Below are 22,240 nucleotides of genomic sequence, written 5' to 3'. Positions count from 1 at the left end.
CCAAGCGTGGGTCCATTCGCCTTATTCCTCGAACCCGTTCGGCATGTTGGCCTTGGCGAGCGCTGTCGCGCGGGCCTTCATCCAGCCGTCGAGAAACGCCTTGTCCTCCGACGCTGGATTGGACTTGCCGTAATCGGCCCAGGCGGCTGCCAGCACCTCCTGGCGCTTGATCAGCTTGTTGTTGTGTGCCTCCTGCGCGTCGCTCCATTGCCCGGCTTCCTTCAGCGCCTTCACCGCGCCGGGATGCACCGGCACCACCCAGTTCTTGGTCTGGCGGTTGGCCGCGAGTCCGCCGGCGCCGGGCGCGGAGTCCTTATAGGCGTCGTAGTTCACGATCATCGCCTTGGTCACCGCGTAGACCTGATCGGCCGGTTGCGACGCGTAGGCGACGAAGATCGGATAGGGGTAGTTGCCGAGCTCGACCGGTTTCTCCGGCGAGATGCCGGCGCCGCAGGTTGCAAGCTGCGGAAAGAAGAACGAGCCGACCTTCTGCATCCGCGCCCAGCCTTCCTTGTCCTTGGCGGGCAGCGGCGGCCAGATCAGTCCGCGCGGCGAGGTCTCGGCCTCCTTGGCGGGACCGGTGATGGTGGTGCCAAAGGCGGCATCGACGTCGTTGTTGATCAGCCCTTTCCACATTGCGCCGTAGCTGGCGAACTCGACGACCTTGACGTCCTTCTGCGTCAGCCCGGCGAAGGCGAGCACCGCGAGCGAATTCTGATTCAGCGCGGGCGAGCCGACGACGAAGCCGACACGCTTGCCCTTCAGGTCTTTCAGCTCCTTCACGCCGGTGTCGGCAGCGACGCCGAGCGAGCCGCAATTGCAGTCGACGGTGGAGAGCAGGATCTGGAGCGGCTGTGGCCCCCATTCCTTCGAGCCGAACTCGAACACACCTTCCTGCGCGAAGTAGGTGCCCGATCCCATCGCCGCCGAGGCGGCGCGCTTGGCGCGCAGCGGCGCAAGGCGGGCGACGTCGTTGCCTGCGGGGAGCACGCGCACGTCGGTGCCGTACTTGTCCTTCATCATCTTGCCGACGCCGACCGCGATGTTGAAGCCGGCGGTTCCGGTGTCATAGGCCGTGAAGGTCAATGTCGCCGGCAGCTTGATGTCTTCGGCGAACGAGTAGCGTGTAGACGCAAAAGAAATGCCCGCCACCAAGGCAGGCGCGAGCACCAGCAGCCCACGAAGCATGTTTCCCTCCATCATCCTCGCTTCAGCGCGAAGACATTCTTGCTTGAGCCGGATCATGTCACCGCGCATCCACGATGGCAACGCCGTACCGTGCAAGCGGGAATGCAGCTGACAGATTGTCGCGGAAACGACAGATAAAGCACTAGCTCGCGATGATCGCGATCGTCTGTCCCTCGGCAACGACGTCGTCGAGCTTGACGAGAAGCGACGTGATCGTGCCGCTCGCCGGCGAGGCCACCGGTATCTCCATCTTCATCGCTTCGACAACCACAACGTCATCGCCATCCGCGACGGTTCCTCCAACTTGCACGGGAGTTGCGCAGACGCGTCCCGCGATCTCCGTGACGATCTTAATTTCTGGCATGCCATCGCCTTTTTGTTGTCGTCGCAAAATGCCTGAGGTAGCGTCGTCTGCAAGTGGAATTTAATTCCGCACAGCGGAACAGATGGTAGGGAACATGGGACGACGATCGGAGCGGTTGAGTAGGCAAGGCGCGCTCGCTGGCGATGCCGGCGAAGGTGATGTCATCCAGGTGGTCTCGCGCGCGTTCGACGTGTTGCGCTGCTTCGAGGGCCACGATAGCAGGCTCGGCAATCTCGAGATTTCAAACCGCTGCGGTCTGCCGCGCTCGACGGTATCGCGGCTCACGCACACGCTGACCCGCATGGGCCAGCTCGTCTATCTGCCGCGCGATCAGAAATATCGCATCGGCCCGAGCGCGGTGGCGATGAGCGCCTCGATGATGAAGGGCGCACAGCTGCGCAGCATGATCCGGCAGCGGCTGCAGGAAGTGGCCGAGCAACTGCCGGGCACCGTCGGCTTCGTCGTCCCCGATCGCTTCCATCTCGTCTATCTCCTGTTCGCGCGCTCGGCGAGCGCACTCGGCCTGCACGAGGGCACCGGCAGCCGCATCTCGATGGCGTCGACCGCCGCGGGCGCGGCCTACACCGCAGCCCTGGCGCCGGAAGTCGGCGATGCCTTCGTCTCCGACATGGAGCGGGAAGCCCCCGAGGCTGCGAAGATCCTCAGGCCCCGCATCGAGGCCAACCGGCAGTCGCTGCGCGAGCGCGGCTATGTCGTGGCCTGCGGCCTCTGGAGCCCGCACATCAACGGCCTCGCGGTGCCGATCTGGTCGCCGCAATACCAGACCTTCGTGGTCGTCACGATCGGCCTTCTGTCTGCGATGTATGACGAGCAGCGTCTGCACGACGAGGTCGCCCCGTTGATGCTCCATCTTGGCCGCTCGCTCGGCAGCCTGATGGAAGGCGCGGAGGGCGACGCCTTCAGCAACCGTATCTCGCGTAGACCGGTCGCCATGGCCGTGCACAACAATAACAAGCCGATCAATTCGGAGGGAGTGAATGAACTGGAAGCCGGAACTCGACGAGCTCGCCCGGCGCGAAGCCTTCGCGCGGGAGATGGGCGGCGTTGACAAGGTCAAGCGACAGCATGACCAGGGCCGGCTGACTGTTCGGGAGCGTATCGACAAGCTGATCGACAAAGGCAGCTTTCACGAGATCGGTGCCGTCTCCGGCACCGGTGAATACGATTCCAGCGGCGAGCTGCAGAAACTGACGCCGGCCAACTGCGTGTTCGGCCGCGCGCGCGTCGACGGCCGCACCGTCGTCGTGGTCGGCGACGATTTCACGGTGCGCGGTGGCTCGGCCGATGCGTCGATCTCCGCAAAGCCGCTGATGGCGGAGGAGATGGCGCACGATTTCCGTCTGCCCATCGTCCGCATCATCGAAGGCTCCGGCGGCGGTGGCTCGGTCAAGACCATCGAGACCAAGGGGGCGGCGAACCTGCCCGGCGGCATCGGCGGCACGCGCTGGTATCGCTTCACGACGGAAAATCTGTCGCGCGTGCCGGTGGTCGCACTCGGTCTCGGCTCGGTGGCGGGCCTGGGCGCGGCGCGTCTTGCCGCCAGCCACTATTCCATCATGACCCGGAAATCCGCGATGTTCGTCGCAGGGCCGCCGGTGGTGAAGGCGCTGGGGCAGGACCTCACGAAGGAGGAGCTCGGCGGCGCCGACATTCAGACCCGCGCCGGCGCGGTCGATCACGCCGTCGACACCGAGGAGGAGGCCTTTGCCTGCGCGCGGCGTTTCCTCTCCTATCTGCCGTCATCGGTCTACGAGCTGCCGCCGACATTGCCCTGCATCGACGATCCGGAGCGCGGCGACGAAGCGCTGATGAATGCGGTGCCGCGCAACCGCAAGCAGGTCTACAAGATGCGGCCGATCATCGAGTCCGTCGTCGACAAGGGCTCGTTCTTCGAGGTTGCCAAGAATTTCGGCAAGCCGATCATTATCGGCCTCGCCCGGCTCGAGGGCAGGGCGGTGCTGCTGCTGGCCAGCGACAGCTTTCACTATGGCGGCTCCTGGACGGCCGATGCCTGCCAGAAAGTGGTGCGCTGGGTCGACTTTGCGGAAACCTTCCATCTGCCGATCGTCTATCTCTTGGACTGCCCCGGCTTCATGATCGGCCTCGACGCCGAGAAGGCGGCCACCATCCGCCATGGCGTGCGCGCCATGGCCGCGGTCAACCAGACCACGGTGCCCTGGTGCACCGTGATCCTGCGCAACGCCTTCGGCGTTGCCGGCGTCGTCCATCAGCCCGCCGACCGCTTTTCGATCCGCTATGCCTGGCCGTCGGCCTATTGGGGCTCGCTCCCGCTGGAAGGCGGCATCGAAGCCGCCTACCGCGCCGACATCGACGCAGCGGAGGACAAGGCGGCGAAGCTCGAGGAGATCCAGCAGCGTCTCAACAAGCTGCGCTCGCCGTTCCGCTCGGCCGAGAAATTCTGGGTCGAGGAGATCATCGATCCCCGCAAGACGCGCTCGCTGCTGTGCGAGTTCGCGCGCCTCGCCGAGCCGCTGCGCAAGCCGGGGCCGCCGGCGAACTTTTCGATCAGGCCTTAGACGCGGCTGAAGCACAACTCCATCACCGTCATCCTGAGGCGCTCGCCCTGCAACGCAGGACGAGCCTCGAAGGACGACGGCCCGGCTGCATCGGGGCCGTGCATCCTTCGAGGCTCGCTGCGCGAGCGCCTCAGGATGACGAGTTGATGGTGATGCAATCAAGCTTCCATCGCGTCGCAATCCCGCGCTAAGCTCCCCCCAACAAAAACAACAGGAAACGCCAATCGTGTACGACTTCATCATCGTGGGCGGCGGCTCGGCCGGGTCCGTGCTCGCCCATCGACTCTCCGCAAGAAGCGCCAACAAGGTCCTGCTGTGCGAGGCCGGACAGGACACGCCGCCCGGCAACGAGCCGGCCGAGATCAGGGACAGCTATCCCGGCACGGCCTATTTCGATCCGCGCTTTCACTGGACCGAGCTCAAGGTCACGACGCAGGTCGTCAGTCACAACAATCCGAACGAATCGCGTCCCCCTTTACGCAAATACGAACAGGCGCGCGTGCTGGGCGGCGGCTCGTCGATCAACGGCCAGATGGCCAATCGCGGCGCGCCGACCGATTACGACGAATGGGAGGCGCGGGGCGCCGAGGGGTGGTCGTGGCCCGACGTGCTGCCCTTCTTCAAGAAGGTCGAGCGCGACCTCGACTTCGACGGACCGTATCACGGCAAGGACGGCCGGATCCCGGTGCGCCGTATCCCGCGGGAGCATTGGACGCGGCATTCGCAGGCGTTCGCGCAAGCCTTCCAGCAGGCCGGGCATCAATTCGTGCCCGACCAGAATGGCGAGTTCGTCGACGGCTATTTTCCGGTCACGCATTCCAACCAGGCCGAGCAGCGCGTCTCGGCCGCGATGGGCTATCTTGACCGCGACACCCGCAAGCGTACCAACCTCACGATCTCCACCAACACGCAAGTCAAAGAGCTTCTATTCGAAGGCACGCGCTGCGTCGGCGTGAAGGCGACGGTTGATGGACGCGGGCAGGAATTCCGCGGACGCGAGATCATTCTCTCCAGCGGCGCGATCCATTCGCCGGCGCATCTGCTGCGCGCGGGCATCGGCCCGGTCGGTCACCTCAAGGACATGGGCATTCCCGTGCTGATGGGCTTGCCGGGCGTCGGCCAGCGCCTGATGGATCATCCCTCGATCTCACTGTCGTCCTTCGTTCGGCGCGGCGCGCGCATGAACGAGCATACCAGGCGTCACATGCAGCTGGGCCTGCGTTATTCGTCCGGGCTGGCGGGCGTGCCGAAGGGCGACATGTTCGTCGTCGTGATCAGCAAGTCGGCCTGGCACGCCGTCGGCGCACAGATCGGCTCGCTCCTGACCTTCGTCAACAAGACCTATTCCGAGACCGGACAGGTCAAGCTCGCCTCGCGCGATCCCTCGGCAGAGCCGATCGTCGAGTTCAACCTGCTGTCCGACCGGCGCGACCTCGATCGCCTGATGAGCGGCTTCCGCAAGATGGCGGCGGTGCAGATGAGCGACGTCGTCAGGAGGGTGACGGACAAGCCGTTCCCGGCCGCCTACACCGACCGCGTCCGCAAGATCGGCGTGGTCAACACCAGGAACAGATTCCTCACCACGATCGCCGCAGCCTTGATGGACGGGCCGGCGGCGCTGCGTCACTACATGATCGACAATTTCGTGGTCGAGGGCTTCACCTTCGACCAGGTGATGAACGACGACGAGGCGCTGGAAGCCTTCGTGCGCAAGGCGACCATCGGGGTGTGGCACGCCTCCTGCTCGTGCCGCATGGGCCGGGCCGACGATCCCATGGCGGTGGTCGACAGCCAGGGCCGGGTCAAGGGCGTGCAAGGCCTGCGCGTCGTCGACGCCTCGATCTTCCCGGTGGTGCCGTGCGCCAACACCAACTTCCCGGTCCTGATGTCGGCCGAGAAGATCGCGGCCGCGATAATACAGTGAGCGGCAGCGGGTTCTGCCTTCGCAACGCTCCAAATGCGAATCTGACTTGATTGCATGCCGCAAGCTTGACCCGCTGAGCGGGCATTCGTGCGTTGCGAGTTAATTATCTCGGTCGCTACGTGTAGGCTATGACGATTGCTGGCCGTGTCGCGTAATGCAGTCAGTTTTCAGCCGGCCTTTAGTCCCATTTCAGCCAAACTGTATTTGTTTCTCATCATCCGGGGCAGGGTCTCTCATTTGGAGTCCTTGCAATGTTCAAGCGAGTATTTTCTGCGTGCCTCTTCATTGTCCTCGGTTCTGTCGCTTCGGAAGCACGGCCTTATCGCATTCATCAAGCCCCTGAATGTAATGTCACCATGCCCTGCGACTTCTCGTATTCGCAGACACGACGCGAACGGACTTCGCGATCCTTAGCAGCTTCCAGATCTTCACCGGTTTCCAGGTCATCGCTGCAAGCCTACCGCTCGACGCAACTGACGGTAACTGATGCGGGGGGCACCGCCACGTCGGCGACCGTCTCCGGTGTCTCCGGCGTTCGCATTGTCGGGGGCCGTCCGGCCGGTTGCCCTTCGTCCTTCTGCGGCTGCGGCGCGGCCCTGCGCGTGTTTGGCCGGATTGTGCCGGAATTGAATCTTGCGTCCAACTGGCTGCGCTTTCCGCGGACATCACCCGCACCAGGAATGGTTGCTGCGCGACGAGGACACGTTTTCGTCCTGGAGCAGCACCTCGGGGGCGACGTCTGGATGGCCTATGACGCCAACTCGGGCGGGCGCGCGACGCGAATCCACGCACGTTCATTGCGAGGGTATACGATCGTCAATCCCCGTGGCGGTTCGGTGGCTTGAGGACAGCTAACACCACGCTCGACAGATCGCGGACGGGTCGCAACATCTTTGCGACCCTCCCACGCTGGACCGATTGTTGGCGCCGGGCCCGCCACCCTTGCCGGGATTCATGATGTTCTGCGGATCGAGCGCCCGCTTGATGGTGCGCATTCATGGCCCGGAAAGCCCGGCAATCAGGGCGTTTTTTGCATCGACAGCTGTTCATGGGGGGCGTTTTCGGGGGTCTTGTTTGAGCCGCCGCCCGCGCCAGGCGCGCCTGACGCGCTCTTCGTCTGCCGGTGCACGTCATGACCCGCCGGCGCCTTGTGCATGATTCCGTTAACCGTCGATCTCTGCGATCGCGTTTAAGCGACGTTAATGATGCTTTCTCAATACGATACATCGCACTTTGTCGCGGTCCATGTTTGTCGATCGCCCGTAAGTGTTGATTAAGAAGGCCAAATCCATATTGCAGCCTGCGATATGGGGGTGATCGCAGCCATGCTGCGGCCTCTCCCATCACGAGATTTCAGGGAAGTTTTTTGCCGTAACGACGGCAATCAGGATGAAGGTCATGCTCCGCCGCGCAGTACTCCGTTTCGGGAGTGATCGGAAGGCCAACGTCGCCATCATCTTCGCGCTCACGATGGTTCCGATCATCTTTCTTTTGGGCATGACGCTCGACTACACACTGGCCTTGCGTAAGCGCGAGCAGCTGAACGCCGCCGCCGACGCCGCCGCGATCGCAGCCGTGCGGCCGGCGATGCTGGTGCAGAGCGACACGGCCATCGTCAAGGCGACCGCGGAAGCCGTTTTCGCTGCGAAGGCGAATCTTCCCGGCCTGTCGTCGGTCCCGACGCCGACGGTCACCGTCACTGATACCGGTCTTGCTCGCACGATCACGGTGTCCTACACCGCGCAGTCCATCAACAATTTCCCCGGTGTTCTCGGCAAGCAGACCTGGCAGGTCAATGGATCCGCCACAGCGCGGGCGTCCAGCGCGCCCAACATGAATTTCTATCTGCTGATGGATGACTCGCCGTCCATGGGGATCGGCGCGACCGCGAAAGACATTAGCGATCTCATCAAGTACACCGCCCCCGCGTATCAGTCGGCAACGGCCTCGCAGAATTGCGGCTTCGCTTGTCATCAGACCGACATCGCCCACGACGGCGGGAAATACGATAACCTCGCGATCGCGCGAAACAATAATATCACTTTGCGGATTGATCTGGTGACAAATGCCGTCAATCAGCTGCTCAATTCATGGTCGAACTGCCCGCAGTCCGGCATCTCGGGGGGCGTCATGCAGTGCATGGCGGCGCTGAACAACACCACCTACAAGGCGGCGCTCTACACGTTCGACTTGAGTTTGAACACACTGGCCACGCTGACCACCCCGACCCTCGCCGGAACCAAGGTTTCCAGCATCTCGCTGATGCCGGTCGCCTACCAGAACTGCGTTGTTGTGAAGACCAACTGTAAGACCGACAATGGCACGAACATCGCAGGCGCGCTCAAGAGCCTCAACGACATCATGCCCACGCCCGGGCTTGGGAGCAACGCGGCGGGAGATACGCCGCAGCAAGTGGTATTCCTCGTCACCGACGGCGTCGAAGACAAGATTTCCACGACCTGCCCCAACGCGAGCTTCGCCTCCAACAATCGATGCCAGCAGCCGCTCGACACGACGATGTGCACGACCATCAAGAACCGCGGCATCAAGATCGCCGTCCTCTACACGGAGTATCTACAGCTCATCGCCGATCCCAATACCGGCATCCAGAAAACCGATAAATGGTACATGGACTGGATCCACAAGTATAACCAGCCTGAGTCCTCAACCGGCAAGATCGCGCAAAACCTCCAGGCGTGCGCCTCGCCTGGTTTCTATAAAAGTGTTCAGAGCGGCAAGAACATTTCCGATGCGCTGACCGACCTGTTCATCAAGGTCGCGTCCAGCACAGCCAGCCTCGTGCAGTAGAGAAAGCGCCATGACGGGGCCGGGAGATGCAACAACTATGAGACGCCGCAATCGCTGCACGGCTTTCGCGCGGGACAAGAGGGGCGCGACGGCCGTGGAATTCGCGCTGGTCGCTGCGCCGTTCCTCGCCCTCATCATCGCGCTGATCCAGACGTTCCTCGTTTTCTTCGCGCAGCAGACGCTCGAAACCATCGTGCGCCAGTCGGCGCGCCTCGTCATGACCGGACAGGTTCAATCCGCACAGATGACGCAGGCGGCTTTCAAGCAGAAGGTCTGCGAGCAGATCGTGATCCTGTTCAATTGCAGCGGCCTCATGGTCGACATGCAGGTGGCGACCTCGTGGACGTCCACGAACACGGGAATGCCGACCCTGACCTTCGACAGCTCGGGCAAGGTCACCAATACCTGGCAGTACGACCCCGGCGATGCCGGCGATATCGTCGTGCTCCGCGTCATGTATGTCTGGCCGGTCGTGCTCGGGCCGCTCGGTTTCAACCTCTCGAACCTCAGCAACGGCAACCGGCTGATCATGTCGTCCGCCGCGTTCCAGAACGAGCCAGGAGCCTCCTGATGATCTCCGCCCTGTCGTCTCGCGCCCGGCACCTGGTCGCCGATGACCGCGCTGTCGCCGCGACGGAGTTCGCCATTGTGGCGCCGTTCATGCTGGTGCTCTATGTCGGCGGCGTCGAGCTCGCTACCGGCCTTTCGATGAACGTCAAGGTCAGCGCGACCGCGCACAGTGTCGCCGACATGGTCACGCAGAACACGGCCGTCACCTCGTCTCAGATGGACGGCATTCTCGCGGCTGCGAGCGCCATCATGGCTCCCTATCCGACCAAGAGCGGCAGCACCTCCTTGATGACGATCACGGTCTCGGGCGTGTCGACCGACAGCAACGGCAATGCGACGGTGCAATGGAGCACGTCGACCAGCTCGACGGGCGCGAGAAAGCAGGGTGACCCGATGACCTTGTCGAAGTTCACGGGGCCGAGCGGCACCACCAACGCCAACATCTCGCTCGTCCTGAGCGAGGTGACCTATGACTATGCGCCCAACCTCGGCTTCACCATCGCTGGCACCGTGAAGCTGTCCGACAACTACTATCTGTTCCCGCGCTGCTCGACCAACAGCCCGGCCACCTCAAGCTTTCCCTACTACGACGTGAAATATCCGGCGACCAAGACCTGCACCTGCGTCGAGCATTTGCAGAAGAAGACCTGTTGATCGGCAGTCACAGGCGCAGCACCTTGCCGGGGTTCATGATGTTCTGCGGATCGAGCGCGCGCTTGATGGTGCGCATGATGTCGAGCTCGGTCTTCGACCGGTAGTGACTGAGCTCGTCGAGCTTGTCGATGCCGATGCCGTGCTCCGCCGAGATCGATCCGCCCATGGAAGTGATGAGGTCGTTCACGGCCCGCGTGATGGCGCCCTTGTATTGGGTCAGTGTCTGCTGATCCATGCCGACCGGCCCCATGAACGAGAAATGCAGATTGCCGTCGCCGATGTGACCCAGGGGGTAGGGGCGGATGGTCGGGAGGATGTCGAGCACGGCCTTGGTCCCCTTGTCGATGAAGTCCGGTATCCTGGAGATCGCCACCGACACGTCGTAGCTCAGCCCCGGTCCCTCGGCCCTGGAGGCCTCGGCCACACCCTCCCGGATCCGCCACATGTTGCGCGACTGGCCGACCGTGTGAGCGATCGCGGCATCGAGCACGCGGCCGGCCTCGAGCTGGTCGGCAAGGAACTGCTCCAGCTTCTCGGACATGCCCTCGGTCCCATCCCGGCGTGGGCGCGCAGACGACCATTCGAGCAGGAGATACCATGGCGTGTCCGCCTTGAGCGGATCCTGGGTGCCGGGAATGTGGCGCAGCACCATGTCGATGGCGGCGCGGCTCATCAGTTCGCAGGAGCCGACATTGTCCTCGGATGCCGCATGCGATTCGGACAGGATCTCCAGTGCCGCGCGTGGATCCCGGATCGCCAGCCATGCCGTGCAGACGTCCTTCGGCGCTGGCCACAGCTTGAGCACGGCCTTGGTGATGATGCCGAGCGTCCCCTCGGCGCCCATGAACAGGTGCTTGAGGTCGTAGCCCGTATTGTCCTTCTTGAGCGCACGCAATCCGTCCCAGACGTCGCCGTTGGGCAGGACGACCTCGAGCCCCAGCACGAGATTGCGGGCGTTGCCGTAGCGCAGCACTTGCACGCCGCCGGCGTTGGTCGAGAGGTTGCCGCCGATCATGCACGAGCCCTGGGCGCCGAGGCTGAGCGGCAGGAACCTGTCGTGCTCGCTGGCGGTCTCCTGCAGCGTCTGCAGCACGCAGCCCGCCTCGACCGTCATCGAATAGCCGACGGGATCGACATCCAGCACGCGATTCATGCGGCCGAGCGACAGCACAATGCCGGTGTGCGCCGGCCAGGGCGTGGCCCCGCCCATCAGGCCGGTGTTGCCGCCCTGCGGCACGATCGCCACGCCGTGCGCGTGGCAAAGCCGGACCACTTTCGACACTTCCTCGGTGCTGCCGGGACGAACGACGGCGCCGGCCCCGCCGACCAGCAGTCCCCGCCAATCCGTCACGAACGGCTGCTTGCCGTGCTCGTCCTCGATAAATCCCTTCTCGCCGACGATCGCGCGCAACGCATCGCGCATCTCGGCGGTCACTGGATTGGTCGGGATGATGGGTGCGGACGATGGAGCCGGCATTTTGTTTCCCCTGGGGTACATCTTGGCGTGTACTCGTTGTGCCGATCCCGGCAACGTTCAGGCAATCTTTGCAACATTTCTAAACAGCTTCGTCAACATCCCGCGGCTGTTGGGGCGTAGGACGCGCCCAGACTTTACAAATCAGGATCGGCAGAATGTTATTGAAGTTTCCGGCGGCGCGCATCGGCATCGGCGCGGCCTGCCTCGTACTTATCGGCATCAGCCCGTTGTGCGCAGAGCCGGTGTTCGACAGCCTGGCCGGCGCATGGTCGGGTATCGGTACGATGAAGCCGTCGGATGGTCCGCGTGAGAAGGTCCGCTGCAAAGTGGCATACAACGTCACCAGGCCGGGACGGTCGTTGACACTCGATCTGCGCTGCGCAAGCGATGCGTACAGGATGGTCCTCTCCGCGAACATCGAGCAGAGCGGGACGGAGCTTTCCGGCAACTGGTTCGAGAGCGAATATCGACAGGGCGGCAAGGTCTACGGCACGAACAAGGACGGCCTGATCGAGGCGCGAATCGAGGGAAACACGGTGGCCGCGCTGGTGACGATCCAGACCAAGAGCAATCATCAATCCTTCCTGATGGAGGCGCCGGGGTCCTGGATGTCGGAGGTCGCGATCGAATTGAACAAGGATTCGAAGTGATGCCGATCCTCGTGCCGTCACAATCTACCATACACGGCAAACGCTCTCCGCCTCAGCGACGCGCCGGGTGCTCGAAGGTTTCACCGGCTCGAGCGGATTGGTGACGCCGCCGTGTTCGGCGTCACCATCACGATGAGATACTACGCCATCGCAGGCTGCGGCTTGGGCTGACGCGAGAGGGCCAGCACGATCAGCGCGGCGAACACGCACAGTGCGCCGGCAATGAAGAACGCAGGTAGGTAGCTCTCATACACCGTGCGAGACAGGCCGGCGCCGAAGGCGGCGGCGCCGGCGCCGAGCTGATGGCCGGCAAAGATCCAGCCGAACACCAGATTGGCGCGCTCCGGTCCGAATTTCTGCGCGGTGATCCGCACGGTCGGCGGCACTGTGGCGATCCAGTCGAGCCCGTAGAACATTGCGAAGACGGAGAGGCCGTAGAACGAGAAGTCGCTGAAGGGCAGGAAGATCAGCGAGAGTCCGCGCAGGCCGTAATACCAGAACAGCAGCCAGCGATTGTCGTAGCGGTCCGACAGCCAGCCCGACATGATGGTGCCGAAGAAGTCGAAGATGCCCATCGCAGCCAAGAGGCTCGCCGCCTGAACCTGCGGGATGCCGAAATCGAGGCACATCGGGATCAGGTGCACCTGGACGAGGCCGTTGGTCGAAGCGCCGCAGACGAAGAAGGTCGCGAACAGGATCCAGAACGCCGTCGATTTCGAGGCATCGCGCAACGTGCCGAGCGCAACGCCGGTGATCGTGCCGTGGCTGACCGGCGGGGCGGGCAGGGGCTCAGTACCTTCATCGCCGAACGGGCGCAGGCCGACGTCGCTCGGCCGGTCGCGCATCACCAGCAGCACGGCGACCGCGGACACGCCGAGCGCGATGCAGACGAAGCCGAGTGCGAGCCGCCAGCCGTAATGGTCGGTGAGGCTTGCCAGCAGCGGCAGGAACACGAGCTGGCCGGTGGCGACGCTCGCGGTCATGATGCCGACGACGAGGCCGCGTCTTGCTGCGAACCAGCGCGTGGCAATCGTCGCGCCGAGCACCAGGGCGGTCATGCCCGTGCCGATCCCGATCGCCACGCCCCACAGCGCGATGAGCTGCCAGACCTCGGTCATGCCCAGCGAGAGCACGAGCGCCGAGACCACGATCAGCTGCGCGACCAGCGTCACGTTGCGCAGGCCGTAGCGGTTGAGCAGGGCGGCCGCAAACGGCGCCATCAGCCCGAACAGGACGAAGCGGATCGACAGCGCGGAGGAGATCTCCGCCGTGCTCCAGCCGAATTCCTTCTGCAGCGGCACGATGAACACCCCGGGCGCGCCGACCGTGCCGGCGCTGATCAGCGCGGCGAGGAAGGTCACGCCGACCATCACCCAGCCATAGTGAATGTTGCGGCGAGAAAGCGCTGCCGCGAGCCAGTTCGAGATCATTGGGCCTCAATCTTGGTTTGCGAGCCCTCGGGAGACCCGCGTCATCGTTACATTCTGGCACAGGCGAGGAAAGGCTGAAATGCCAGACTTCCCTTGATTTCGGCCATTCCGCGGACGGCTAGTGTGCCGGCCGCTCCACCGCGATGGCCGTGGCTTCGCCGCCGCCGATGCAGAGCGCGGCAATGCCGCGCCTGAGGTTCTGCGTCTCGAGCGCATGCAGCAGCGTCACGATCAGCCGCGCGCCGGTGGCGCCGATCGGGTGTCCGAGCGCGCAGGCGCCACCGTTGATGTTGAGCTTTTCGCGGGGAATGCCGAGATCGCGTTGCGCAGCCATCGCGACCACGGCGAACGCCTCGTTGATCTCGAACAGGTCCACATCGGAGGCAGCCCAGCCGACCTTGTCGAGCAGCTTGCGGATCGCCGGAATCGGCGCCGTGGTGAACCATTGCGGCTCCTGGCTGTGAGTGGCGTGGCCCTTGATCTCGGCGAGAACAGGCAGGCCGCCCCGATCGGCGAGCGAGCGCTTCGTCAGCACGAGCGCCGCGGCGCCGTCGGCATTGGCGGAGGAGGCCGCCGGCGTGATCGTGCCGTTGGCGCGGAACGCCGGCTTCAATCCGGGAATCTTGGCGGGGTCAACCTTCAGCGGATGCTCGTCATTGGCGATGACGCGCGGGCCGGCCTTCTCGGTCAGCGTGATCGGCGCGATCTCGGCCTTGAACGCGCCGCCCTCGACCGCCTTGCGGGCGCGGCTGAGCGTCTCCATGGCGTAGGCGTCCTGGTCCTTGCGGGTGAACTGATAGGCTTCAGCCGTGGCCTCGCCGAAATCGCCCATGGAGCGGCCGGTCTCATAGGCGTCCTCGAGCCCGTCCATGATCATGTGGTCGATGATGCGGTCATGGCCGACGCGATAGCCGCCGCGCGCCTTGGCGAGGAGATACGGCGCGTTGCTCATGCTCTCCATGCCGCCGGAGACCACGATCTCGGCCGAGCCGGCGCGGATGATGTCGTGCGCCAGCATGGTCGCCTTCATGCCGGAGCCGCAAACCTTGTTCACCGTGGTCGCGCCGGTGGCATCGGGCAGACCGGCGCCACGGGCCGCCTGGCGCGCCGGCGCCTGGCCTTGTCCGGCCGGCAGCACGCAGCCCATGAAGACCTCGTCGACCTTTTCGGGTGCGAGCCTGGCGCGCTCCAGCGCCGCGCCGATCACGTGCGATCCGAGCTTGTGGGCGGCAAGCGGCGACAATTCGCCCATGAAACGGCCGAGCGGGGTGCGGGCGGCGGAGACGATGACGACGGGATCGGCGGCTTCGGCCATGACGGAACTCCCTGCGATGACGGGTAAGATTATGGTCATCATATGATGCAACGCAAAAAATGCAACCGCGCCAAGGATGAGAAAATGTCGTGATTCAGATGAGATTTGGTCGTTCAGCCCCACGCTGTCATCGCCCGCGAAGGCGGGCGATCCAGTATCCCAGAGGCCTGCGTTGGAGAATCTGCCTTTGAACTGGCGCTGCGGCGTACTGGATGCCCCGGTCAAGCCGTGGCATGACACCGTTGGAGTGGATCCGGAGAAAGTCTACCGCTTCCGGTTCACAAATGCCTGCATCAGCCGCGTCGGCTCGTCGGTCAGGAACGACTCGCCGAACACCTTGACGCTCAGATTCACCGACTCCGTCAGCGGCAGTTCCTCCCATTGCCGCAGCAGTGCCTTCTGCGATCGTAGCGCCTCGGGGCCGCATTCGAGCAGCGCCTTCACGGTGTGCTCGATCACGGCATCGAGCTCGCCTTCCGGCGCGACCTTGTCGATCAGTCCCCAGGCCAGCGCGGTCGGGGCGTCGATGTTCTCCGCCGTCATCACCAGCCAGCGCGCACGGGCCCAGCCGATCAGGCGCGGCAAGAGAGCGGCATGGATCACCGAGGGGATGCCGACGCGTACCTCCGGCATGCCGAAATGCGCATCATGCGCGGCAATGCGGAAGTCGCAGGCCGCCGCCACTTCGAGCCCGCCGCCGAGACACCAGCCGGGCATCCGTGCGATCACCGGGGCAGGGAATTGGCGCACCGCCTCGCAGAGATCGCGCAGGCGGCTGATGAAGGCTTCGGCGGATTTTGGGTCGAGCTTGGCCATCTCCTTGATGTCTGCGCCGCCGATCATGCTCTTCTCGCTCTGGCCGCACAGCACCACGACCCGGATGCTGCGGTCGGAGGCGAGCTGCTGGAGGCCTTCGCGCACGGCCTCGGTGACGGGCGAGCCGAGAATGTTGAGCGGGCCGGCGTTGCAGATCGCGACATGAACGACGCCGCGCGCATCGCGCGTCACGCCGCAGTGGTTGTTGAGCATTTCCATCGGGGCATCTCGAAGGTTTCGTGGACGCGTGCGAGGCGCACTGGTCGGGATCACTTCCGGGCCGAAACGCCCGGCTTGTCAAGCAGGCGAGATCGAGTTGCCAGCGCGAAGTCCGTGGCATAGTATGATGATAATCATACAAAGGGACATGTCATGACCCATCTCGATCAACTCGATCTGTTTTCGCCTGAACGGCGGCGTGAGCGCGTGGTGGACTGGCAGGTGCCGGCGCCGGTTGCGAAAGTGGCAATGGGCCTGTCGGGCATGGACGCCATGCTCGGCATTCGCGACGGCCGGCTGCCGCCGCCGCCCTTTGCGAAACTGATCGGTTTCACGATGGCCGTGGTCGAGCCGGGCCGGATCGTCATGGAACTGGAGCCGCGCGAAGATCTCGAAAACACCATCGGTCTCCTCCACGGCGCGACCGCAGCGGCGCTGCTCGATACGGCCATGGGGTGTGCGATCTCCACCCGGCTCGAGGCCGGGCAAAGCTCGGTGACCCTCGATCTGAAGCTGACCTATTTGCGCCCGCTCTCGGTTCGCTCCGGGCTGGTCTCGGCCGAGGGCAAGGTGATCAAGCTGGGACGCCAGACCAGCTACACCGAGGGCTTTGTCCGCGACGGCAAGGGGGCCCTGGCGGTCCATGCAACTGCAACCTTTTCCATGATCGGCGCAACTTAACGTGAATTAATGCACCGATCCCGGCATTTGCGTGCTATGAGATGACTCTCGACATCCAATGAGATCCGCATGCGCTATTCCCCGGAACACAAGCAGGAAACCCACGACCGCATCGTGAAGAAGGCCTCCGTGCGGCTGCGCGAGAAGGGTGCCCACGGCATCGGCGTTGCCGATCTCATGAAGGAGGCGGGCCTGACCCATGGCGGCTTCTATGCGCATTTCGATTCCCGCGAGGCGCTGGTGATCGAGGCCTTTGGCTATGCCATGGACCGCTCGATGGAGCATTGGCGCAAGCTCACCGGCGAGGCCGCTCCTGAAAAGCGCCTGGCGCTGGTCGCGGAAAGCTATCTGTCCACGCTGCACCGCGACAATCCCGGCCATGGCTGCTCGATCCCCGCTCTGGGCGCCGAGATCGCCCGCGAGAGCCCGAAGACGCGCAAGGCCTTTGCCGGCAAGCTCGACCAGATGATCGAGATGATGACCGACTATATCCCGAACATGCCGCGCAAGGCCGCGCGCAAGCAGGCGATCGCGACGCTGGCGACGATGGCCGGCACCATGCTGCTGGCGCGCATCGCCGGATCGAACGAATTGTCGGACGAGGTGCTGAAGGCAGGCCGGGATAGCGCGCTCGGTGGCGTGAAGCGCGAGCCGAAGGTGCCTGCGGCGAAGAAGGCGAAGCAGAGTTAGGGCGAGCTCGGCAGTGGCGTTCACCGTCCCGCAAACAGCGTCCGCTCGCGCTCGACGATCTCGCTGATGTAGTCCGCCACCGCTCTGATCCGCGCGAGGTCCTTGCTGTCGGCGTGCATCAGCATCCAGAATGTCCGCATGATCGAGATGTCGTCCGGCAACACTGCGACAAGCTGCGGATGGTCGCTCGCCATGAAATGCGGGAGCACCGCAATGCCGAAGCCCGAGAGCGTAGCATTGAGCTGAGCGATCAGATTGGCACTGCGAAAGCGCGCGGAAATCCGCGGCGACACCTGCGGCAGATAGTCGAGCTCCGGCGTGAACAGCAGCTCCTCGATATAGCCGACGAAGCGGTGCTGCGGCAGGTCTTGCCGTGACGAGATCTTGGGAAAGCGGTCGAGATAGGCTGGCGAGGCATAGAGCCCGAGGCGGTAGTCGAGCAGCTTGCGGCCGACGATGCGGCCTTCCTTCGGCATGGTCAGGCTGATGGCGATATCAGCCTCGCGCTTGGAGAGACTGAACAGCCGCGCGGTTGCCACAAGTTGCAGATCGAGATCGGGGTAGCGGTCGGCGAAGGGGGCGAGCCGTGGCGCCAGGAACGCAGTGCCGAACCCGTCGGGCGCTCCGATCCGCACGGTGCCGGTCAGCCGTGCCACCGAGCCGCCGACCTGCTCCTGGTTGGCGACGATGGTCGATTCCATGGCTTCGGCGCTGTCGGCGACGCGCTGGCCTGCCTCGGTGAGGAGATAGCCGGTCTTGCGCCGGTCGAACAGCTTGGCCGACAGGTGCTTTTCCAGCCGATCGACGCGGCGGATCACCGTGGCATGGTCGACGCCGAGCTGTTTTGCCGCAGCCGAGACCGAGCCGCCCCGCACGATGGCCAGCACGAAGCGAAAGTCGTCCCAGTCGATAGCGCCTTGATCCAGCATTTTCGCACATCTATGGTGCATTATCTCAGACTTGAATCCTATAAAATGCAGGTCAATAGGATTTGTCAAAGCGACCACGTTCGGCCTGAAGGAGATCATCCATGCGTTCAATCGGACATTTCATCGGTGGCAAGGAGGTCAAGGGCACCTCGGGCCGCACTGCCGACGTCTTCGAGCCGATGACCGGTGACGTCCAGGCCAAGGTCGCGCTGGCGTCCAAGGCCGAAGTCCGCGCCGCCGTGGAGAATGCCCGCGCCGCGCAGCCGGAGTGGGCCGCAACCAATCCACAGCGCCGCGCCCGCGTGATGATGAAATTCGTGGAGCTGGTTCAGCGCGATTACGACAAGCTCGCCGAATTGCTCGCGCGCGAGCACGGCAAGACCGTGCCCGACGCCAAGGGCGACATCCAGCGCGGCCTCGAGGTCGCGGAATTCGCCTGCGGCATTCCGCATCTGATGAAGGGCGAATACACTGAGGGCGCCGGCCCCGGCATCGACATCTATTCCATGCGCCAGCCGCTCGGCGTCGTCGCGGGCATCACGCCGTTCAATTTCCCGGCGATGATCCCGATGTGGAAGTTCGCCCCGGCGATCGCCTGCGGCAACGCCTTCATCCTCAAGCCGTCGGAGCGCGACCCCGGCGTGCCGATGCTGCTCGCTGAACTCATGATGGAAGCGGGCCTGCCGGCCGGCATCCTTAACGTCGTCAACGGCGACAAGGAGGCGGTCGACGCCATCCTCGACGATCCCGACATCAAGGCCATCGGCTTCGTCGGCTCGACTCCGATCGCGCAGTACATCTACGAGCGCGCCGCGCAGACCGGCAAGCGCTGCCAGTGCTTCGGCGGCGCCAAGAACCACGCCATCATCATGCCCGACGCCGACATGGACCAGGCTGTCGACGCACTGATCGGCGCAGGCTACGGCTCGGCCGGCGAACGCTGCATGGCGGTCTCGGTCGCAGTGCCCGTCGGCAAGTCCACCGCCGATCGCCTGATGGAGAAGCTGATCCCGCGCGTCGAGAGCCTCAAGATCGGCACCTCGATCGATCCGTCGGCCGATTACGGTCCGCTGGTCACGCGCGAGGCGGTCGAGAAGGTCAAGAGCTACATCGACATCGGCATCAAGGAAGGCGCGACGCTCGCCGTCGACGGCCGCGGCTTCAAGATGCAGGGCTACGAGAACGGCTTCTATCTCGGCGGTTCGCTGTTCGACAACGTCACCAAGGACATGCGGATCTACAAGGAAGAGATCTTCGGCCCGGTGCTCTCGGTCGTGCGCGCGCACGACTACAAGGAAGCGCTGGCGCTGCCGTCGGATCATGACTACGGCAACGGCGTTGCCATCTTCACCCGCGACGGCGACGCCGCGCGCGACTTCGCGGCCAAGGTGAACGTCGGCATGGTCGGCATCAACGTGCCGATCCCGGTGCCGATCGCCTACTACACCTTCGGCGGCTGGAAGAAGTCCGGCTTCGGTGATCTCAACCAGCACGGCCCGGACTCGATCCGCTTCTACACCAAGACCAAGACGGTGACCTCGCGCTGGCCGTCCGGCGTCAAGGAAGGTGCGGAGTTCTCGATCCCGCTGATGAAGTAAGGCTGTAGCCCAGCCCGTCATTGCGAGGAGCCCGTGACAAAATTGCGTAGCAATTTTGCACTGGTGCGACGAAGCAATCCAGAGTCTTTCCGCGGAGGCCGCCTGGATTGCTTCGCTGCGCTCGCAATGACGATGGGGCAAGAGAGTAACGGCAGCATGCAGTTCGCTCTGAACGAGGATCAGATTGCAATCCGCGACATGGCGCTCGCGTTCGCGGCGGAGAAGATCGCGCCGCACGCGTTGCGTTGGGACGAGGAGAAGCATTTCCCAGTCGACGTGATGCGTGAGGCCGCCACGCTCGGCATGGGCGGCATCTATATCCGCGACGATGTCGGCGGCTCCGCGATGACGCGGTTCGACGCGGCGCTGATATTTGAAGCGCTGGCGACGGGCTGCCCGACCACCTCGGCCTTTATCTCCATCCACAACATGGCGTCCTGGATGATCGATGCCTTCGGCAGCGACACCCAGCGCCACACATGGCTGCCGAAGCTCTGCACCATGGAGTTGATCGCGAGCTACTGCCTGACCGAGCCGGGCGCAGGCTCCGACGCAGCTGCGCTGCGCACCCGCGCGGTACGCGACGGCGACCACTACGTCCTCAACGGCCAGAAGCAATTCATCTCCGGCGCCGGCGGCACCGATCTCCTGGTCGCGATGGTCAGGACCGGCGGCGACGGCCCCGGCGGCATCTCGACCCTCGTCATCGACGGCAAGACGCCGGGCGTCTCCTTCGGTGCCAACGAGCGCAAGATGGGATGGAACGCGCAGCCGACCCGCGCCGTGATGTTCGAGAACGCCCGGGTGCCGGCGGCCAATCGCCTCGGCGAGGAGGGCGTCGGTTTCAAGATCGCGATGGCCGGTCTCGACGGCGGCCGCCTCAACATCACGGCATGCTCGCTCGGTGGCGCGCAGACGGCGCTCGACAAGGCGCGCGCCTACATGAAGGAGCGCAAGGCGTTTGGAAAACGCCTCGACGAATTCCAGGCCCTGCAATTCCGCCTTGCCGACATGGCGATCGAGCTCGAGGCCGCGCGCACCTTCCTGTGGCGCGCCGCCGCGGCGCTGGATCGCAAGGACCCTGACGCCACCATGCTCTGCGCCATGGCCAAGCGCTTCGGCACCGATGTCGGCTTCGAGGTCGCCAACCACGCGCTCCAGCTTCACGGCGGCTATGGCTACCTCAGCGAGTACGGCATCGAGAAGATCGTGCGCGACCTGCGCGTGCACCAGATCCTCGAAGGCACCAACGAAATCATGCGGCTCATCGTGGCGCGCAAACTGATCGAGGGCGCACGATGAGCGGAGCGGAAGAGGGCGATCTCGTCGCGCGCGTCGAAGGCGCGGTCGGCGTCATCAGGCTCAATCGGCCCAAGGCCATCAATGCCGTCACGCTGGAGATGTTTCGCGACATCGACAAGGCGCTCGATCGCTTCGAAGCTGATCCCGCCGTCGCTGTGATCCTGCTGGAAGGTGCCGGCGAGCGCGGGCTCTGCGCTGGCGGCGACATCCGCACGCTCTGGGAGAGCTCCAAGGCTGGCGGCGACCTCGGCAAGATCCTGTGGCGGGAGGAATACATCCTCAACGCCCGCATCAAGAAGTTTCCGAAGCCGTATGTCGCCTTCATGGACGGCATCGTGATGGGCGGCGGCGTCGGCTTGTCGGCTCATGCCAGCCATCGCGTCGTCACCGATCGCACCAGGCTCGCGATGCCGGAAGTCGGTCTTGGCTTCTTCCCAGATGTCGGCGGCACCTATCTGCTGTCGCATTCGCCGGGCGAGATCGGCACCTATTTCGGGCTGACCGGCCAGACCATGAACGGGCCGGACGCGATCCACGCGAAGTTCGCCGATTGGGTCGTGCCGGCGGTGAAATTGCCGGAGCTGCGCGAGGCCCTGACAAAGCTCCGTTCCGGTGCGAGTGCCGCCGATGTCGGCAAGCTCATCAGCGGCTTTGCCACCGGCGAGACCGCGGGGCCGGTGGCTGCGAAGGAGCCTGCTATCGATTCGCTGTTCGGCTTCGAGCGCATGGAGGATATCGTCGCGGCGCTGAAGCGCGAGGGCTCCGAATTCGCACAGGCGACGCTGAAGACGCTCAACGAGAAATCGCCGCGTGGCATGGTGGTGACGCTGAAATTGCTGCGGCTTGCGCGCACGGCGTCGAACCTGGAAGAGTGCCTGGTGCGCGAATACCGCGCCGCGCTGGAAGTCTTCCGCAGCGACGATTTCCGCGAGGGCGTGCGCGCCGCCGTGATCGACAAGGACCGCAATCCGATCTGGTCGCCGCCGCGGATCGAGGATGTGACGCCGGAGATGCTTGCGCCGTATCTCGCCGAGATCGGCGCCGACGAGCTGAAGTTCAACTAACAA

Annotated in this window: 20 protein-coding genes; 12 read left to right on the top strand and 8 right to left on the bottom strand. The window is 64.2% G+C overall.

From position 1 onward, the window contains the following. Window positions 1-21: 21 nt before the first annotated feature. Both AC1RQP_RS05650 and AC1RQP_RS05645 read right to left on the bottom strand, forming a co-directional pair. Complete coding sequence (locus tag AC1RQP_RS05650; RefSeq protein WP_492936196.1) at window positions 22-1,188, bottom strand: TAXI family TRAP transporter solute-binding subunit; 1,167 nt, start codon at window positions 1,186-1,188, stop codon at window positions 22-24. 142 nt (window positions 1,189-1,330) lie between these two features. Continuing rightward, window positions 1,331-1,552: an acyl-CoA carboxylase biotin carboxyl carrier protein subunit gene (locus AC1RQP_RS05645; RefSeq protein ID WP_239623132.1), complete on the bottom strand. Its 222-nt coding sequence runs from the start codon at window positions 1,550-1,552 to the stop codon at window positions 1,331-1,333. Window positions 1,553-1,646: 94 nt separating this feature from the next. Here AC1RQP_RS05645 and AC1RQP_RS05640 point away from each other — a divergent pair, with 94 nt between their 5' ends. From AC1RQP_RS05640 to AC1RQP_RS05630, 3 genes are all read left to right on the top strand, one after another. Further along, on the top strand, window positions 1,647-2,621 hold the full coding sequence (locus tag AC1RQP_RS05640; protein ID WP_492936195.1) for an IclR family transcriptional regulator: 975 nt from the start codon (window positions 1,647-1,649) through the stop codon (window positions 2,619-2,621). Further along, the gene (locus AC1RQP_RS05635) at window positions 2,551-4,110 is read left to right on the top strand and encodes an acyl-CoA carboxylase subunit beta (protein ID WP_492936194.1); all 1,560 of its coding nucleotides are present in this window, start codon (window positions 2,551-2,553) and stop codon (window positions 4,108-4,110) included. Before AC1RQP_RS05640 ends, AC1RQP_RS05635 begins: the two co-directional genes overlap by 71 nt. A gap of 226 nt (window positions 4,111-4,336) precedes the next feature. Continuing rightward, complete coding sequence (locus tag AC1RQP_RS05630) at window positions 4,337-6,034, top strand: GMC family oxidoreductase (protein WP_492936193.1); 1,698 nt, start codon at window positions 4,337-4,339, stop codon at window positions 6,032-6,034. An 851-nt stretch (window positions 6,035-6,885) separates the two neighbouring features. Here AC1RQP_RS05630 and AC1RQP_RS05625 read toward each other — a convergent pair. Beyond that, window positions 6,886-7,029: an FAD-linked oxidase C-terminal domain-containing protein gene (locus AC1RQP_RS05625; RefSeq protein WP_492936192.1), complete on the bottom strand. Its 144-nt coding sequence runs from the start codon at window positions 7,027-7,029 to the stop codon at window positions 6,886-6,888. 403 nt (window positions 7,030-7,432) lie between these two features. Between AC1RQP_RS05625 and AC1RQP_RS05620 the strand changes: the two genes are divergently transcribed. Genes AC1RQP_RS05620 through AC1RQP_RS05610 form a run of 3 tightly spaced genes read left to right on the top strand, consistent with a single transcriptional unit; the run spans window position 7,433 to window position 10,066 of the window. Continuing rightward, window positions 7,433-8,842: a TadE/TadG family type IV pilus assembly protein gene (locus AC1RQP_RS05620; RefSeq protein ID WP_239623137.1), complete on the top strand. Its 1,410-nt coding sequence runs from the start codon at window positions 7,433-7,435 to the stop codon at window positions 8,840-8,842. A gap of 10 nt (window positions 8,843-8,852) precedes the next feature. After that, window positions 8,853-9,413, top strand: coding sequence for a TadE/TadG family type IV pilus assembly protein (locus tag AC1RQP_RS05615; RefSeq protein ID WP_492936191.1), 561 nt, complete (start codon window positions 8,853-8,855; stop codon window positions 9,411-9,413). Continuing rightward, a complete protein-coding gene (locus AC1RQP_RS05610) occupies window positions 9,413-10,066 on the top strand; it encodes a TadE/TadG family type IV pilus assembly protein (RefSeq protein ID WP_492936190.1) in 654 nt (217 codons plus the stop codon). Before AC1RQP_RS05615 ends, AC1RQP_RS05610 begins: the two co-directional genes overlap by 1 nt. Window positions 10,067-10,073: 7 nt before the next feature. On the opposite strand, the gene AC1RQP_RS05605 is transcribed toward AC1RQP_RS05610, so the two are convergent. Beyond that, the gene (locus tag AC1RQP_RS05605; protein ID WP_492936189.1) at window positions 10,074-11,543 is read right to left on the bottom strand and encodes an FAD-binding oxidoreductase; all 1,470 of its coding nucleotides are present in this window, start codon (window positions 11,541-11,543) and stop codon (window positions 10,074-10,076) included. A gap of 155 nt (window positions 11,544-11,698) precedes the next feature. Here AC1RQP_RS05605 and AC1RQP_RS05600 point away from each other — a divergent pair, with 155 nt between their 5' ends. Beyond that, entirely contained in the window at window positions 11,699-12,193 is a 495-nt protein-coding gene (locus tag AC1RQP_RS05600; RefSeq protein ID WP_239623141.1) for a hypothetical protein, read from the top strand. A gap of 140 nt (window positions 12,194-12,333) precedes the next feature. Here the strand turns inward: AC1RQP_RS05600 and AC1RQP_RS05595 are convergent, their stop codons facing one another. The 3 genes from AC1RQP_RS05595 to AC1RQP_RS05585 form a co-directional block, all read right to left on the bottom strand. Continuing rightward, the gene (locus AC1RQP_RS05595; RefSeq protein ID WP_492936188.1) at window positions 12,334-13,623 is read right to left on the bottom strand and encodes an MFS transporter; all 1,290 of its coding nucleotides are present in this window, start codon (window positions 13,621-13,623) and stop codon (window positions 12,334-12,336) included. 118 nt (window positions 13,624-13,741) lie between these two features. Then, complete coding sequence (locus AC1RQP_RS05590; RefSeq protein WP_492936187.1) at window positions 13,742-14,938, bottom strand: acetyl-CoA C-acyltransferase; 1,197 nt, start codon at window positions 14,936-14,938, stop codon at window positions 13,742-13,744. 264 nt (window positions 14,939-15,202) lie between these two features. Further along, entirely contained in the window at window positions 15,203-15,973 is a 771-nt protein-coding gene (locus AC1RQP_RS05585) for an enoyl-CoA hydratase (protein ID WP_492936186.1), read from the bottom strand. 153 nt (window positions 15,974-16,126) lie between these two features. Between AC1RQP_RS05585 and AC1RQP_RS05580 the strand changes: the two genes are divergently transcribed. Together AC1RQP_RS05580 and AC1RQP_RS05575 are read left to right on the top strand one after the other, a co-directional pair. Then, window positions 16,127-16,654 (top strand): PaaI family thioesterase, encoded by a 528-nt coding sequence (locus AC1RQP_RS05580; protein WP_239623145.1) that lies wholly within the window; start codon window positions 16,127-16,129, stop codon window positions 16,652-16,654. A gap of 69 nt (window positions 16,655-16,723) precedes the next feature. Next, window positions 16,724-17,344 carry a TetR/AcrR family transcriptional regulator gene (locus tag AC1RQP_RS05575; protein WP_492936185.1) on the top strand — a complete coding sequence of 207 codons (621 nt, stop codon included), beginning with the start codon at window positions 16,724-16,726 and terminating at the stop codon, window positions 17,342-17,344. Between the two features lie 20 nt (window positions 17,345-17,364). Here the strand turns inward: AC1RQP_RS05575 and AC1RQP_RS05570 are convergent, their stop codons facing one another. After that, the gene (locus AC1RQP_RS05570) at window positions 17,365-18,273 is read right to left on the bottom strand and encodes a LysR family transcriptional regulator (RefSeq protein ID WP_492936184.1); all 909 of its coding nucleotides are present in this window, start codon (window positions 18,271-18,273) and stop codon (window positions 17,365-17,367) included. Window positions 18,274-18,374: 101 nt separating this feature from the next. Between AC1RQP_RS05570 and AC1RQP_RS05565 the strand changes: the two genes are divergently transcribed. The 3 genes from AC1RQP_RS05565 (at window position 18,375) to AC1RQP_RS05555 (ending at window position 22,237) form a co-directional block, all read left to right on the top strand. Next, window positions 18,375-19,871 (top strand): CoA-acylating methylmalonate-semialdehyde dehydrogenase, encoded by a 1,497-nt coding sequence (locus tag AC1RQP_RS05565; RefSeq protein WP_492936183.1) that lies wholly within the window; start codon window positions 18,375-18,377, stop codon window positions 19,869-19,871. Window positions 19,872-20,027: 156 nt separating this feature from the next. Continuing rightward, on the top strand, window positions 20,028-21,173 hold the full coding sequence (locus AC1RQP_RS05560; RefSeq protein ID WP_239623148.1) for an isobutyryl-CoA dehydrogenase: 1,146 nt from the start codon (window positions 20,028-20,030) through the stop codon (window positions 21,171-21,173). Continuing rightward, complete coding sequence (locus AC1RQP_RS05555) at window positions 21,170-22,237, top strand: enoyl-CoA hydratase/isomerase family protein (RefSeq protein ID WP_492936182.1); 1,068 nt, start codon at window positions 21,170-21,172, stop codon at window positions 22,235-22,237. The genes AC1RQP_RS05560 and AC1RQP_RS05555 overlap by 4 nt, the downstream gene beginning before the upstream one ends. Window positions 22,238-22,240 lie beyond the last annotated feature (3 nt).

Source organism: Bradyrhizobium sp. GW821-FHT13H06 (genome assembly GCF_058803975.1).
The sequence above is the reverse complement of the archived record's forward strand: the minus strand, read 5'-3'. Positions and strand labels throughout refer to the sequence as shown.

Bases quoted from the DNA above. Each gene is read 5' to 3' on its own strand.
- AC1RQP_RS05590 (WP_492936187.1), bottom strand. From the start codon at position 14,938: ATGGCCGAAGCCGCCGATCCCGTCGTCATCGTCTCCGCCGCCCGCACC.
- AC1RQP_RS05555 (WP_492936182.1), top strand. From the start codon at position 21,170: ATGAGCGGAGCGGAAGAGGGCGATCTCGTCGCGCGCGTCGAAGGCGCG.
- AC1RQP_RS05580 (WP_239623145.1), top strand. From the start codon at position 16,127: ATGACCCATCTCGATCAACTCGATCTGTTTTCGCCTGAACGGCGGCGT.
- AC1RQP_RS05645 (WP_239623132.1), bottom strand. From the start codon at position 1,552: ATGCCAGAAATTAAGATCGTCACGGAGATCGCGGGACGCGTCTGCGCA.
- AC1RQP_RS05620 (WP_239623137.1), top strand. From the start codon at position 7,433: ATGCTCCGCCGCGCAGTACTCCGTTTCGGGAGTGATCGGAAGGCCAAC.
- AC1RQP_RS05640 (WP_492936195.1), top strand. From the start codon at position 1,647: ATGGGACGACGATCGGAGCGGTTGAGTAGGCAAGGCGCGCTCGCTGGC.
- AC1RQP_RS05560 (WP_239623148.1), top strand. From the start codon at position 20,028: ATGCAGTTCGCTCTGAACGAGGATCAGATTGCAATCCGCGACATGGCG.
- AC1RQP_RS05570 (WP_492936184.1), bottom strand. From the start codon at position 18,273: ATGCTGGATCAAGGCGCTATCGACTGGGACGACTTTCGCTTCGTGCTG.
- AC1RQP_RS05650 (WP_492936196.1), bottom strand. From the start codon at position 1,188: ATGCTTCGTGGGCTGCTGGTGCTCGCGCCTGCCTTGGTGGCGGGCATT.
- AC1RQP_RS05610 (WP_492936190.1), top strand. From the start codon at position 9,413: ATGATCTCCGCCCTGTCGTCTCGCGCCCGGCACCTGGTCGCCGATGAC.
- AC1RQP_RS05600 (WP_239623141.1), top strand. From the start codon at position 11,699: ATGTTATTGAAGTTTCCGGCGGCGCGCATCGGCATCGGCGCGGCCTGC.
- AC1RQP_RS05635 (WP_492936194.1), top strand. From the start codon at position 2,551: ATGAACTGGAAGCCGGAACTCGACGAGCTCGCCCGGCGCGAAGCCTTC.
- AC1RQP_RS05615 (WP_492936191.1), top strand. From the start codon at position 8,853: ATGACGGGGCCGGGAGATGCAACAACTATGAGACGCCGCAATCGCTGC.
- AC1RQP_RS05565 (WP_492936183.1), top strand. From the start codon at position 18,375: ATGCGTTCAATCGGACATTTCATCGGTGGCAAGGAGGTCAAGGGCACC.
- AC1RQP_RS05585 (WP_492936186.1), bottom strand. From the start codon at position 15,973: ATGGAAATGCTCAACAACCACTGCGGCGTGACGCGCGATGCGCGCGGC.
- AC1RQP_RS05575 (WP_492936185.1), top strand. From the start codon at position 16,724: ATGCGCTATTCCCCGGAACACAAGCAGGAAACCCACGACCGCATCGTG.
- AC1RQP_RS05595 (WP_492936188.1), bottom strand. From the start codon at position 13,623: ATGATCTCGAACTGGCTCGCGGCAGCGCTTTCTCGCCGCAACATTCAC.
- AC1RQP_RS05625 (WP_492936192.1), bottom strand. From the start codon at position 7,029: ATGCGCACCATCAAGCGGGCGCTCGATCCGCAGAACATCATGAATCCC.
- AC1RQP_RS05605 (WP_492936189.1), bottom strand. From the start codon at position 11,543: ATGCCGGCTCCATCGTCCGCACCCATCATCCCGACCAATCCAGTGACC.